Source organism: Janthinobacterium sp. SUN176 (assembly GCF_030587335.1).
GTDB lineage: Bacteria > Pseudomonadota > Gammaproteobacteria > Burkholderiales > Burkholderiaceae_D > Janthinobacterium > Janthinobacterium kumbetense.
The window spans coordinates 2206394-2219248 of record NZ_JAPWIA010000001.1 but is presented as its reverse complement, the minus strand read 5'-3'; the positions used below and the strand labels follow the sequence as shown (position 1 = coordinate 2219248).

Here is a 12855-nt window from a genome sequence, read left to right as displayed (position 1 = left end):
ACAGCTGCCGCGGATTTTTTTCGGCAGGGGCGTGTTGTTGCTGCGCGACAGGGGATAGTACCGGTGGCGGCTATCCCCGTGTGCGGATCAGCCGGGAATGGGCGTGCCCTGGTGAAAAATCATTTGCCAGCGGCCATCGCGCCACTTCCACAGCGAACTGCGCAAGCTGGCGCTGGCGGGCAGGGCGCCGCTGGCGTGGCGCTGCGAGCGATAGGTCACCAAGGCCACATCCTCGGCCAGCAGGCGGGCTTGAAAATCGCTGATGCTGCGCGGACAAAAATCTTCTGCCGGCAAGTCCGCCAAGGTCGCGGCGCGTGTCCAGAGCTTGCCCGAGCTGCCGAATTCGACGAACTCGTCGGCTAGCAGCGCTGCCAGCCTGGCGCTGTCGGCGCGCACGGCCCGGCTTTGCAGCGCCGCTTCCAGCGCCTGCAGCTGCGCCGCCAGGCGTGCGTTGTCCTGCCTTTGCTCCCGTGCGTGGTCCATTGCCAAGGTCTTCAGATGGGGAACGCGCCCGCGCCCGACACATTCAGGCAGGCGACCTTATCGCTGGAAAAATACTTGATTTGCCCCAGACCGATGGCGTAGCAGCCGTCGCTGAGCGGGGAAATGGGGCCGGTGAGTTTTTCACCGCTGATCAGGGTCACCACCCAGGGCGTGGTGGCCGGTTTGCCCGCGTGGGCCAGTGCGTGTTGTACCAGGTCTGACATGGAGCCTCCGATGGAAATCAAAGCTCGATGATAGCAGTGCCGCGCGGGCTTGGGCGATGCCGTGCCGGCCTGGCGCGCGGGCTGCGCCATGGCCGCCGCGGCAGGCATGACCGGGCGTCATTATTTATTTGCATAATGGCAATCAAGTGATATAGTTGACAAGCACTCCTGGCGAAAAAGCTTGGCAAGGCAATGTTGATTGATCCTTTTCTGCCGTGCAGCGTTTGTTCCGCCGGCGCCGCGCGCACTACTTTTGAAAGCCGCACCATGTCCAGCCAGTACCCTGACGCCCCGCCCCGCTTTTCCATGCCCCCGCCGCCGGTCACCAATACGCCGCTGGAATTCATGCCCACGCACGATCTGTCCTTCTGGGACAGCGATGTGACGTCGGGCTGCATGGTGTCGCTCGATGCCGCCGTTTCGTTCAAGGATGGCTACCCTTCCTTGCGCATCGACCTGCCGGCCGGCTTGCCTGCCGGTACCGTCGTGAAAGTGGGCACGACAGGCGCTGCCGGCAAGGGCCAGCCGCGCATTCCGTTCAACTGGGATTTGCAACGCTTTTCCTTCGCGCTGCGCTCGACGAATGCCGCCATCATGCAGACGGGGGGCATGATTTACCTGGGCAACAGCGATTACAGCAGTTTCTGGTCCGGCTTCCTGAATGCCTTGCATTACGGCGGTTCCGCCGCCGCCGACACCTTGATGTTCGTCAACAATGAGTGGTGGGTGCCCAAGCTGGCCACGCCGCTCGATAGCGAGGGCACGCCCACGGCACAAAACCTGTCGCGCGGGAAATTTACCGTGCAGCTGACCGCTGCCACGACGCAGCCGGAAACCATCTGGCTGGGCATGGTTGCGGCGTTGCCGAAGCGTAAATTGCCCACCGTCATCTTGTCCTTTGACGATGGTTATGCGTCCTGGGATACGTATCTGATGGAGCGGCTGAAATACTATGATTTGCCGGCCTCGTTTGCCATCGTCACTTCCCTGCTGGGGCAGCCCGATTACATGTCGGCCGAGCGCATGAAGGTGCGCTTCGACGATCCGTCGCGCCTGTTCGACTTTACCCTGCACCAGAGCGTGCACGACAATGTGGCGGTCCAGGGTTCGGCCCAGTACGTCACTGCGCTGCAGGTGGGGCGGGACAAGATGCGCGCTGCCGGTATCGGCGGCGACGGGCCATCGCACCATGCGTGGGTCGAATCGCTGTGGACGAATACGGCCATCAACGCCATGCGCGCCGCCGGTTTCCTGTCGGCGCGCGGCGCCGGCTATACGGCCGAGCGCGGCTTTGACCAGATGTTTTTCACTGGCAACGACAAGGATGCCTACATCCTCAACACTTCCACGGTCAACCTGACAAACGACGCCAGCTTTGCGCAAGTCCAGGCGGCGATCCAGACGGCGGTGGGCGACGACAGCTTTGTGTTTGTCAACGGCCACGATATCGTCAGGACGCCAACGTCCGACTACCAGACTTCGTATGCGGTCATCGATGAATTGCTGGCATGGCTGGCGGGGCAAGTGGCTGCCGGCGCGCTGCAAGTGGTGTCGCATAGCCGCTGGTTTGCCGATACGACGGGCAGGGTGACGGACCGGCGCTGATCGCCCGGAGCAGGGCTGCGCCGGCGCCTCAGGCGTCGGCCAGCAAGTTCTTCGGCAGGGCCACCGATACCAGCTTCCAGTGCCACAGGCCGTCGCGCGCCAGGGTCAGTTCGCCGATATGGCTTTTGCTGTGGGCGCGCTGCACCACGACGCTGTCCCAGGAGGTGTAGCGCAGTTTGTAGTCGGGCTTGGTATTGCGCTTGCGGCCGCTGATGTCGCTGACCTTGGCGAGCGGTTTTTCGTAGCGGTCATTGAGCTTCATCAAGGCGACGATGCCCTCAGGCATCAGCATGGTATCGAGCAAGGGATCGATGACGTCGGGACTGATGTCGTCGGCCACTTCGGGCGCCGAAAACAGGGTGTGCAGTTGTTGCCCGAGGCTGCCGCGCAGCTGGGGCAGGTCGATATGCGCAGCGAGGGCCTGGGTATCCTCGTCCATCGTTGCCGTGCGAATCTTGTTCATGGTGAAATACGGGCTGCCATAGAAGACGCCGGCCAGCGCGACCAGTGCCACTACAGCGAGAAGCATCATTCTTTTCATCGTGCGATCTCTCGGATGCCTGGCGACCCGGTGCGCCTGAAGTGTTGGCATTCTACATAATATTTCCCAAAATCAATATAGAGGTTTAAGTAAGTGTTGTTTTAGATCAAGTTTCTTTAAAGTAATTCCGGCGGCAAGGTGATGTCCGTCAGTTTCCAGTCCCAGATGCCATGGCGGCGCAGCAAAAACTGGCTGGCGGCGGGCCCGGCGCCGCTGCGCCGCAGCACCACTTCGTTCCACGAACGGTACGTCATGCCGAAGTCGTGGCGCTTGCCGTCCGCCCCGTGCTTGCCATGCAGGATCAATACCGTGATGCCGGGCGGCGAGACGATGGTGTCAAGCATTTCCTTGAAATCGTCCTCATTGGCCGTTTCGCCGGCCGCCCGCAGCTGGCGCGCCACGCTGGCGCGCACGGCGGGCAGGTCGGCCTGCTGCGCCAGGTTTTCCAGGCGCACGGATTTCGCCGCGATACTGATGCGGTACATGGCGATATAGGGGCTGACCCAGGTGAAGCCGATGGCGGCGACGGCAAAAATGAGTGCGGTGGCGTACTTTCTTTTCATGGTCCGTGTTTTTGTATGAGCTGTGCCGCCGTGATTTTACCCGGCCAGGGGCGGCGGATGGTGTAGCATTCGTGCCGGCGCGGACCATCGCGCCGCAATATTGAGGACAACCATGAATATCACTATCAATCAGGTGCTGCAGTCGTATATCGACCCGCTCACCGCCAACGAGTACGCGGCGCTCGAGCGCAGCCTGCTGGCCGAAGGCTGCCGCGATGCGCTGGTGCTGTGGAACGACGTGCTGATCGACGGGCATAACCGCTACGCCATCTGCCGCCAGCACGGCATCGAATTCAAGACCATCCAGAACACCAGCTTTACCTCGCTCGACGATGTCATGCTGTGGATGATCGACAATCACCTGGCGCGCCGCAGCGTGTCTGACTTCCAGCGCGGCGTGCTGGCCCTGCGCAAGAAGGAAATCGTCGCCGCGCGCAGCCCGGCGCCCGTCAGCGCCCAGGATGCGCCGGAAGGCGAAAACGCGCCGAAGGCACCCATGAGCACGCGCGAAGAGGTGGCCAAGGCGGCGAGATTGAGCAGCAACCAGATCAGCCAGATCGAGAAGATCCAGAAGGCGGCGTCGCCGGAACTGGTGGAAGCCGTCCGCTCGGGCACGATCTCGATCAATGCGGCGGCCACCGTGGCGTCCCTGCCGCCGGAAGAACAGGTGGCGGCTGTCGCCGGCGGTAAAAAACTGCTGCGCCAGGCGGCCAAGGAAATCCGCGAACAGCGCGCCGCCACGCGCACGCCGCGCGAGCCGAAGGTGCATGTATCGCAGGATACGCCGGAGACGGGCAACGAGCCGTGGGCGGATAACGCGGCCCAGGCGCCGTCCGAAACGGAACGCCTGCGCGGCGAGATCGCCAGCCTGAAACAGAAGGTGGCGCAGCTGCAGGCGGAAAATGTGGAGTTGAGCCAGCGCATCGCGGCCCTGATTGACGCATCCTGATCTGGAGTTTTGGCATGTTACATCGCAGTGCCCTGTTTGCCTCAGTTGCTGTCGCCAGTATTCCCGTGCTGGCCGCACCCGCTGTTTCTGTCAAGGACATGGCCCGCTGGCAGGCGCAGGCGGCCAATGTCAGTATCGCGCGCGATACGTGGGGCATTCCCCACGTGACGGGCAAGACGGATGCGGATGCCGTGTTTGGCCTGATGTATGCGCAGGCCGAGGACGATTTCCCCCGCGTGGAACTTAATTACATCAACGCCATGGGGCGCCTGGCGGAAGTGGAAGGGGAACGGGAGCTGTACCGCGACCTGCGCATGAAGCTCTTCATCGACCCGCTTGAGCTGCAGGCGCAGTACCGCGCCAGCCCGGCCTGGCTGCGCAAGTTGATGGACGCCTTTGCCGATGGCCTGAACTTTTACCTGGCCACGCATCCGCAGGTCAAACCGCGGCTGATCGCGCATTTCGAGCCGTGGATGGCCTTGAGTTTCAGCGAGGGCAGCATCGGCGGCGATATCGAATCGATCAACCTGGCGCAGCTCGAAGCGTTTTACGGCCAGCAGGCCAGTCCTGCCGCCGTGGCGCTGGCCAGCATCGAGACCGGGTTGGATCCCGAGCCCAGCGGCTCGAACGGTTTCGCCATCGCGCCCGCCATCACCAAAAATGGCCATGCGCTCTTGATGATCAACCCGCACACCTCGTTCTACTTCCGTCCCGAAGTGCAGGTCACCAGCGGCGAAGGCTTGAACGCGTACGGCGCCGTCACCTGGGGCCAGTTCTTCGTCTACCAGGGTTTTAACGAGCGCCTGGGCTGGATGCATACCTCGGGCGGCGGCGACGTCATCGACGAATACCTGGAAAGCATCGTCGACAAGGACGGCGCCTGGTTCTACCGCTATGACGGCGGCTTGCGGCCCTTGAAAACCGTGCCCATCACCTTGCCCTACAAACTGGCCGACGGCGGCATGGGGGCGAAAACCATCACCGTCCACTACAGCCACCATGGCCCCATCGTGCGCGCGCAGGACGGTAGATGGGTGGCCGTGCGCCTGATGCAGGAACCGTTGAAGGCTTTGATGCAGTCGTACGCGCGCACCAAGGCGCGCGATTATGCTGCGTTTTATCAAACGATGGAATTGCGCACGAATTCGTCGAACAACACGGTGTATGCGGATGCGGATGGCAATATCGCCTACTTTCACGGCAATTTCATCCCCGTGCGCGACCCGCGCTTCAACTGGAAGCGGCCCGTCGACGGCAGCGACCCGGCCACGGAATGGCAAGGGCTGCACACGGTGGCGCAAACCATCACCCTGTTCAATCCGAAGAATGGCTGGATCCAGAATACGAACAACTGGCCGTATTCGGCGGCCGGCGCCAACAGTCCGCGCCAGAGCGACTATCCCGCCTACATGTCCGTGTACGGCGAAAACGCGCGCGGCCTGCATGCCGTCAAGGTTTTCCAGAACCAGAAGGATTTCACGCTCGACAAGCTGATCGCCGCCTCGTACGACAGCGAACTGACGGCCTTCGAAGCGCTGTTGCCGCCCCTGTTCGCGGCATACGATGCATTGCCGGCGGGCGACGCGCACAAGCTGGCGCTGGCCGGCAAGGTGGCCTTGCTGCGGGCCTGGGACTGGCGCTATGCGCTGGACTCCACCGCCACCTCGCTGGCCGTGTTCTGGGGCCAGGAGCTGGCCGAGCTGGCAGGAAAACAGGCGCGCGAGCAGGGCGTGCCCGTCGTCGATTTCCTGGCGACGGACAAGGTCACGGCGGTGCAGCGCCTGGCTGCACTGGCGACGGCGGCCGATAAACTGCAGCGCGATTTCGGCCACTGGCAAACGCCGTGGGGCGAGATCAACCGCTTCCAGCGCCTGACGGACGATATCGTGCAGCCGTTTGACGATGCGCAAGCCAGCCTGCCCGTGCCTTACGCGTCGGGCAACTGGGGTGCGCTGGCCGCGTATGGACAGAGCAGCAAGAGCACCACGCGCAGGATTTACGGCGAGCGTGGCAACAGCTTTGTGGCGGCCGTGGAATTCGGCCCCCGCATCAAGGCGAAAAGCATCCTCGCCGGCGGCCAGAGCGGCGACCCGGCATCGCCGCACTTCCGGGACCAGGCGGCCATGTATGCGCGCGGCGAATTCAAGGATGTGCTGTTTTATCCCGAGGACGTGGCGAAGCACCTGGAGCGCAGGTACCACCCCGGAAAATAGCCGCCGGGCGTATCAAATCGCGTCGAGCGCCGTGCGCAAGTCATGGCGCAAATCCTCGATATCCTCGATCCCCACCGACAGGCGGATCAAGCCATCGCCGATGCCCAGCCTGGCCCGCTGCTCGGCCGGGATGCTGGCATGCGTCATCAGGGCAGGGTGCTCGATCAGGCTTTCCACACCGCCCAGGCTTTCGGCCAGGGCGAATACCTCGCAGCGTTCGAGGAAGCGCCGCGCGCCCGCCAGATCCGTATCGAGGTCGATCGAGATGATGCCGCCGAAGCCATCCATCTGGCGCTGCGCCAGCGCATGCTGCGGGTGCGAGGCCAGGCCCGGATAAAACACCTTGCGCACTTCCTTTTGCTGTTCCAGCCACTGCGCCAGGGCCAGGGCGCTTTCGCAATGGCGCTGCATGCGGATGGCCAGGGTTTTCACGCCGCGCAGGGCCAAAAAGCTGTCGAACGGCCCGGCAATCGCGCCCACCGAGTTTTGCAAAAAGCCCAGTTGCTCGCGCCATTCCGCCTGACGTTCTTCCGCGCCGACGATGGCGATGCCGCCGATGATGTCCGAGTGGCCGTTCAAATACTTGGTGGTCGAATGCACGACGATGTCGAAGCCGTGCTCCAGGGGGCGCTGCACCAGCGGGCTGGCAAACGTGTTGTCGGCCACGGCGATGATGCCCCGTTCGCGGCAGATGTCGGCAATGGCGCGCAAATCCGCCAGTTTCAGCATCGGGTTGGTGGGCGTTTCCACCCAAACCATCTTCGTTTCCGGGCGCAACGCGGCCAGCAGGTTTTCCGGATTCGTCAGGTCGACATACGTGAATTCATGACCGGCCGAGCGGCGGCGCACGCGCTCGAATAAACGGTAGGTGCCGCCGTACATGTCGTCGCCGGCGACGATATGGCTGCCCGCGTCCAGCAATTCCAGCACTGACGAGATGGCGGCCAGGCCCGAGGCGAAGGCGAAAGCTGCGCTGCCGCCTTCCAGGTCGGCCACGCAGCGCTCCAGCGCCCAGCGCGTGGGATTGTGCGAGCGGCCGTAGTCCAGGCCTTTATGTACGCCGGGGCTGTCCTGCACGAAGGTGGAGGTGGCGTAAATGGGCGGCATGATGGCGCCCGTCGACGGGTCGGGCGACTGGCCGGCGTGGATGACGCGGGTGGCGAGGCGGCTCTTGCGGGGCGTTTGTTGGCTCAAGATAGTGTCCTGCGTAAGTGGTTGAGAAGGTCGAAGCGGGTGATCAGGCCATAGAAGGCGCTGTCGTCGGCGACGACGGCCGTCAAGCCCCGGTCCAGGGTGGCGCGCAGGGCGGGCAAGCCGCTGGACGGCGCCAGCGTTTCGATCTGCGTCGTCATGGTGGCGCCCACCAGACCCGCGAAATGCGCGGCGTCGCCGGAGACGTGCAGCAGCAAGTCCGATTCGTCGAGGATGCCGACCAATTGGCCGCCGTCGATGACGGGCAGCTGTGCCAGGTCGCTGGCGCGCATGCGGTTGAAGGCCGTGAGCAGGGTGTCGCCCGGCGCCACGCTGACCACGTCGCCTTCGTCGTAGCGGCGTCCGATCAGGTCGCGCAAGTCGCCGGACAAGGCCCGTTGCAACAGGCCCTGGTCGCGCATCCAGCCGTCGTTGTAGACCTTCGATAGATAGCGCGTCCCCGTGTCGCACACGAAGGTGACGACGCGTTTGGGCGTGGTCTGTTCGCGGCAGTACTTGAGCGCGGCGGCCAGCAGGGTGCCCGTTGACGAGCCCCCTAAAATGCCTTCGGCCAGCAGCAGGGCGCGCGCGGAATCAAAACTCTCCTGGTCGCTGATGGTGTAGGCCTTGGTGACGCTATCCATGTCGGCAATCGAGGGAATGAAATCTTCGCCGATGCCTTCGACGGCCCACGAGCCGCTCGTGTCCGACACCTTGCCCGTGTCGATGTATTCGATGAGGATGGAGCCTTGCGGGTCGGCCAGCACGAATTCCAGCCTCGGCTGCGCCTTGCGGAAGTAGCGCGTCAGGCCCGTCAGGGTGCCGGAGGAACCGACGCCGACGACGATGGCGTCCACGTCATGGCCGCTTTGCTCCCAGATTTCGGGCGCCGTCGTCGTTTCGTGGGCCAGCGGATTGGCGGGATTGTTGAACTGGTCGGCAAAGAAGGCGCCCGGCAGTTCGCGCGCCAGGCGCGCCGCGTAATCCTGGTAATACTCGGGATGGCCCTTGCCCACGTCCGAGCGCGTGGTGTGCACTTCGGCGCCCAGGGCTTTCAGGTGCAGCACTTTTTCCGTCGACATCTTGTCGGGCACCACGAGAATCACGCGGTAGCCCTTGATGCGGCCCACCAGCGCCAGGCCGATGCCGGTGTTGCCGGCTGTCGCCTCGACGATGGTGCCGCCCGGCTGCAAACGGCCGTCGGCTTCGGCCGCTTCGATGATGGACAGGCCGATGCGGTCCTTGATGGAACCGCCGGGATTTTGCGATTCCAGTTTCAGGAACAGCTGGCACAGGCCCGTATCGAGCCTGGTCACTTCGACCAGCGGGGTGTTGCCGATCAGCTTGTATAGCGCTGGCGGCCGGGATGGGGATGGCATTCGATCATTCATGGTGGCTCCTGTCTGAGAAACAGCCGCTCCGGATTGTGTCCCGAGCCGCCTTCCGTGCCGCGCAGTGTAGGCGGGTGCACGGGTGCGGCGAACGAATGTTTGCATGCTTGCATATGCGGCTTTCGCATATCAGCTGCAGCGCGGCTACAGCGTGCGCGCTTCGAGTATGCGCCGTTTTTAGCCCGCATGCCGCGCCAACGGCACGACTATTAAGCTGCCGCAAGCCCGCCATTGCGATTTATAATCACGCCTCGAAAAGGAACTAAACAGTATCCTGAAAACCAGACGAACAGGGCAGGCGGCAGTGGCAAAACTTTATTTCCGGTATTCCGCGATGAACGCGGGCAAGTCGACGGCCTTGTTGCAGGTCGCGCACAACTATGAAGAGCAGGGGCAGCAGGTGCGCCTGTACACGGCCGCCATCGACAGCCGCTACGGCGTGGGAAGGGTCACTTCGCGCCTGGGCCCGCAGCGCCAGGTCGACATCTTCTATGCCGACACGAATTTCCTCGACGCAATTCCCCAGGTCGCTTGCCTGCTGGTTGACGAAGCGCAATTTCTCAGCACGGCACAAGTGCAACAATTGCACCAGCTGGCGCAAGTGAAGGGCGTGCCCGTCATCTGCTACGGCTTGCGCACGGATTTCAAGGGCGAACCGTTCCCCGGCTCGGCCTATCTGCTGGCGCTGGCCGACGATATCGAGGAATTGAAGAATATCTGCACTTGCGGCAAGAAGGCCACGATGAACATCCGCGTGGATGAGCAGGGCCGCCGCATCAAGGAAGGCGAGCAGATCAGTATTGGCGGCAACGAGAGTTACCGCCAGGCGTGCGGACGCTGTTTCTATGCCTGATTTACAACGCCTAGCAAAACCGTAGCGAGCGGAAGGAAGTTGTGGTTGAGAAGCGCAACTGTACGAAGGTACAGTGAGCATCGCAGACCGCAAATTACGACGCGCAGTAGGTTTTGACAGGTGTTCTTATTCGGCGACGGGCACGCCTACATCGGCATCATCCGCCAGCGCCAGGTCGCCCCGCTCGAAGGCGGCGAGGATGTCATTCGCGCGCGCCACGTCGTGTTCGCGCACCAGCACGCGGGCGCCGCCGATGGCGGCCGCCAGCAGCATGTCGGCCTGCATGTGCTGGTCATCCGTCAGCAGCACGTCGATGCCGGCGGCGGCCAGGCAGCCGCGGATGACGTGCGCATCCGTGGGGATCATCAGCCGGGCAATTAAAACGTAATCGTCGTGCATGGTGCCTCCTGGCAAGGTGGATTCATCCCCATCTTAGCACCGGGCCAGTCCTTACAGCTTGAACACGCCCACCACCTGGTTCAGTTCCTGCGCCTGCTCCTGCAGGGCGTCGGCCGCCGCGGCCGCTTCTTCCACGAGGGCCGCGTTCTGCTGGGTCACCTGGTCCATCTGGGCGATGGCCTGGTTGACTTGCTCGATGCCGCTGCGCTGCTCTTCGCTCGCCTGGGCGATTTCGGCCATGATGGTGCTCACTTGCTGCACGCTGGCCACCACCGTGTCCATGGTGGCGCTGGCCTGGCTCACTTGCGCATGGCCCAGGTCCACCGTGCTGGCGGACGCCTGGATCAAATCCTTGATATCTTTCGCCGCTGCCGTCGAGCGCTGCGCCAGGGTGCGCACTTCCGTGGCGACGACGGCAAAGCCGCGTCCCTGTTCACCGGCGCGCGCCGCTTCCACGGCCGCGTTCAAGGCCAGGATATTCGTCTGGAAGGCGATGCCGTCGATGACGCCGATGATGTCGGCGATCTTGCCCGACGAGCTGCGGATGGCGTCCATGGTGCTGGCCACTTGCGCCACGGCCGCGCCGCCTGCCGCTGCCAGGCTGGACGAGTCATGCGCCAGCCGGCTTGCCTGTTGCGCGTGATCAACGTTCTGGCGCACGGTGGAGCTCAGTTCTTCCATCGAGGCGGCCGTTTCTTCCAGCGAGCTGGCTTGCTGCTCCGTGCGGCTCGACAAATCCAGGTTGCCGCTGGCGATTTCACCGGACGCCGTGGCGATCTGCCCGGCGCTGCCGCGTACATTGCTGACCACTTGCGACAGGTTGTCGCTGATGCGGTTCATGGCGAGCAGCAGGCGGCCGATTTCGTCCAGGCTGCTGGTATCGAGGTGCACCGTCAGGTCGCCGGCGGCGATTTGCGCGGCGGCCGTTTCGGCGGCGGCCAGCGGGCGCGACACGAGGGTGCGCACGAGCCAGTACAGCAGCAGGGCGAAGACGAGCAGGGCGATGAAGCCGGAAATGGCCAGCTGGTTGCGCATCTGGCGCGCTTCCAGGGTGATCTCGTCCGTGAACGTGCCGCCCGCGATGATCCATTGCCAATCCTTGAATTGACGGTAAAACAGCTGCTTTTCGCGCGCACTGGCACTTGTTTCGCCCGGCGCCGTCCACGTATAGCGCATGGCGCCGTCCTTTTGCGCCAGCATTTCCTGGATGAACAATCGGCCGTCGCCGGCCTTGAACTCGAGCGCGCTCTTGCCTTCGCTGTTCGGGTGCAGCACCAGGTGGCCGTAATTGGCGCCGGGCGCCGTGTCGACGATATAGATGTAGCCCGTCTGGCCGATCTTGACCTGGCGAATCTTCTCTTTCAGCATGGCCAGATTCTTGCTGATATCGAGGCCGATGAACAGCACGCCCACCACCTTGCCGCCCGCATCGCGCACGGGGTCATATTGCGTGATGTATTGCTTGCCAAACAGGGTTGCCATGCCAACGAAGCGCTGGCCGGCGCGCAGCGGCGCATAGCTGGGATGGTTGTGGTCGAGCTGGGTGCCGACGGCCCGTTCGCCATCCTGCTTTTTCAGCGAAGTGCTGATGCGCACGAATTCATCCCCGTTGGCGGCGAAGATGGTGGCGATCACGCCCGTCTGCGCCGTGTAGCGGTCGACCAGGGACGTATCGAGGTTGAGCACCCTGTTGCCGTTGGCCAGGGCCGGCGTGGCCTTGCCGGCCACGGCCACCATGGCGCCCGTATCGACCGAGAACGGGCCGGGAAATTCGGCCGCGAACAGGCGGGCAAAGCTGGCCGCCTCGTTGACCATGGCGGTATGAAATACTTCCGTGGTCGTCATGACGCTATTGAGTTCGCTGGTGACGGCCGCTTCGGCGCGCTGTTCCAGGGCATTGGAGGTGCGGATGCTGATCAGGGTCGTCAGGCTGGCGAGGATCAGGCTGACCAGCGCAAACGTGAAGACGGTAATCTTGCCGCCGACACTCCAGTGGCGGGGGGAGAAGGAAATTGTAGGCATAGTGTGAGTCTGGCAAAGGGTAATCAGCTCGGCCATTCCTGGTCATGACATGACACGCGGGGAGGGGATCTGGTGGGGAATGCGTTTGAAACGGAGGCGCGCAGGCTGTCGGGCCGCGCACAGGCAAGCTGAATTTCAGGGCGCGATGATAGCATGTTGCTTGTGTTTTGTTACTAAGTGTTTCCCGCAGGAATCATTTCTTTTGCGTAAAAACATCATCTGCGTCAAGGATTGCAAAGACTGGCTATTGACTTTTTTGATTTCAATAATGAATGTTTCTATTCGTCACTGGCGGATGATGCGATTTTTGTCACGAATGTTTCACTTTGTAATGAATGACACGCTGCCTTTAATCCGCGTTTAAGCTTCCAGGAAGAAACTGATATTCCATGGGAGACTGCCAGGCCGTATCCTGTAGAAT

Annotated in this window: 12 protein-coding genes; 4 read left to right on the top strand and 8 right to left on the bottom strand. The window is 62.8% G+C overall.

Annotated features, from left to right (window positions below; translation table 11 throughout):
* Nucleotides 1–87: 87 nt before the first annotated feature.
* Nucleotides 88–483: a nuclear transport factor 2 family protein gene (locus O3299_RS10005; RefSeq protein WP_305062217.1), complete on the bottom strand. Its 396-nt coding sequence runs from the start codon at nucleotides 481–483 to the stop codon at nucleotides 88–90.
* Between the two features lie 11 nt (nucleotides 484–494).
* Nucleotides 495–707, bottom strand: a complete 213-nt coding sequence (locus O3299_RS10000; RefSeq protein WP_010399127.1) for a hypothetical protein — start codon at nucleotides 705–707, stop codon at nucleotides 495–497.
* Nucleotides 708–974: 267 nt separating this feature from the next.
* Here O3299_RS10000 and O3299_RS09995 point away from each other — a divergent pair, with 267 nt between their 5' ends.
* A complete protein-coding gene (locus tag O3299_RS09995; RefSeq protein WP_180278752.1) occupies nucleotides 975–2312 on the top strand; it encodes a polysaccharide deacetylase family protein in 1338 nt (445 codons plus the stop codon).
* A gap of 28 nt (nucleotides 2313–2340) precedes the next feature.
* Here O3299_RS09995 and O3299_RS09990 read toward each other — a convergent pair whose 3' ends face one another.
* Nucleotides 2341–2841, bottom strand: a complete 501-nt coding sequence (locus tag O3299_RS09990; protein WP_305062216.1) for a DUF2939 domain-containing protein — start codon at nucleotides 2839–2841, stop codon at nucleotides 2341–2343.
* Between the two features lie 128 nt (nucleotides 2842–2969).
* Nucleotides 2970–3416, bottom strand: a complete 447-nt coding sequence (locus O3299_RS09985; RefSeq protein WP_305062215.1) for a DUF2939 domain-containing protein — start codon at nucleotides 3414–3416, stop codon at nucleotides 2970–2972.
* A 112-nt stretch (nucleotides 3417–3528) separates the two neighbouring features.
* Between O3299_RS09985 and O3299_RS09980 the strand changes: the two genes are divergently transcribed.
* Both O3299_RS09980 and O3299_RS09975 read left to right on the top strand, forming a co-directional pair.
* Entirely contained in the window at nucleotides 3529–4365 is an 837-nt protein-coding gene (locus O3299_RS09980; protein WP_305062214.1) for a hypothetical protein, read from the top strand.
* A 14-nt stretch (nucleotides 4366–4379) separates the two neighbouring features.
* On the top strand, nucleotides 4380–6578 hold the full coding sequence (locus O3299_RS09975; RefSeq protein ID WP_305062213.1) for an acylase: 2199 nt from the start codon (nucleotides 4380–4382) through the stop codon (nucleotides 6576–6578).
* A 12-nt stretch (nucleotides 6579–6590) separates the two neighbouring features.
* Here O3299_RS09975 and O3299_RS09970 read toward each other — a convergent pair whose 3' ends face one another.
* The gene (locus tag O3299_RS09970; RefSeq protein WP_251348261.1) at nucleotides 6591–7772 is read right to left on the bottom strand and encodes a PLP-dependent aspartate aminotransferase family protein; all 1182 of its coding nucleotides are present in this window, start codon (nucleotides 7770–7772) and stop codon (nucleotides 6591–6593) included.
* Nucleotides 7769–9160 (bottom strand): pyridoxal-phosphate dependent enzyme, encoded by a 1392-nt coding sequence (locus O3299_RS09965; RefSeq protein WP_370385270.1) that lies wholly within the window; start codon nucleotides 9158–9160, stop codon nucleotides 7769–7771. Before O3299_RS09965 ends, O3299_RS09970 begins: the two co-directional genes overlap by 4 nt.
* A gap of 304 nt (nucleotides 9161–9464) precedes the next feature.
* Here O3299_RS09965 and O3299_RS09960 point away from each other — a divergent pair, with 304 nt between their 5' ends.
* Nucleotides 9465–10013: a thymidine kinase gene (locus tag O3299_RS09960; protein WP_305062212.1), complete on the top strand. Its 549-nt coding sequence runs from the start codon at nucleotides 9465–9467 to the stop codon at nucleotides 10011–10013.
* Between the two features lie 126 nt (nucleotides 10014–10139).
* Here the strand turns inward: O3299_RS09960 and O3299_RS09955 are convergent, their stop codons facing one another.
* Both O3299_RS09955 and O3299_RS09950 read right to left on the bottom strand, forming a co-directional pair.
* The gene (locus tag O3299_RS09955) at nucleotides 10140–10412 is read right to left on the bottom strand and encodes a putative signal transducing protein (RefSeq protein WP_305062211.1); all 273 of its coding nucleotides are present in this window, start codon (nucleotides 10410–10412) and stop codon (nucleotides 10140–10142) included.
* A 51-nt stretch (nucleotides 10413–10463) separates the two neighbouring features.
* The gene (locus tag O3299_RS09950; protein ID WP_305062210.1) at nucleotides 10464–12434 is read right to left on the bottom strand and encodes a methyl-accepting chemotaxis protein; all 1971 of its coding nucleotides are present in this window, start codon (nucleotides 12432–12434) and stop codon (nucleotides 10464–10466) included.
* Nucleotides 12435–12855 lie beyond the last annotated feature (421 nt).

Bases quoted from the DNA above. Each gene is read 5' to 3' on its own strand.
- O3299_RS10000 (WP_010399127.1), bottom strand. From the start codon at position 707: ATGTCAGACCTGGTACAACACGCACTGGCCCACGCGGGCAAACCGGCC.
- O3299_RS09950 (WP_305062210.1), bottom strand. From the start codon at position 12,434: ATGCCTACAATTTCCTTCTCCCCCCGCCACTGGAGTGTCGGCGGCAAG.
- O3299_RS09985 (WP_305062215.1), bottom strand. From the start codon at position 3,416: ATGAAAAGAAAGTACGCCACCGCACTCATTTTTGCCGTCGCCGCCATC.
- O3299_RS09990 (WP_305062216.1), bottom strand. From the start codon at position 2,841: ATGCTTCTCGCTGTAGTGGCACTGGTCGCGCTGGCCGGCGTCTTCTAT.
- O3299_RS09955 (WP_305062211.1), bottom strand. From the start codon at position 10,412: ATGCACGACGATTACGTTTTAATTGCCCGGCTGATGATCCCCACGGAT.
- O3299_RS09975 (WP_305062213.1), top strand. From the start codon at position 4,380: ATGTTACATCGCAGTGCCCTGTTTGCCTCAGTTGCTGTCGCCAGTATT.
- O3299_RS09995 (WP_180278752.1), top strand. From the start codon at position 975: ATGTCCAGCCAGTACCCTGACGCCCCGCCCCGCTTTTCCATGCCCCCG.
- O3299_RS09965 (WP_370385270.1), bottom strand. From the start codon at position 9,160: ATGAATGATCGAATGCCATCCCCATCCCGGCCGCCAGCGCTATACAAG.
- O3299_RS10005 (WP_305062217.1), bottom strand. From the start codon at position 483: ATGGACCACGCACGGGAGCAAAGGCAGGACAACGCACGCCTGGCGGCG.
- O3299_RS09980 (WP_305062214.1), top strand. From the start codon at position 3,529: ATGAATATCACTATCAATCAGGTGCTGCAGTCGTATATCGACCCGCTC.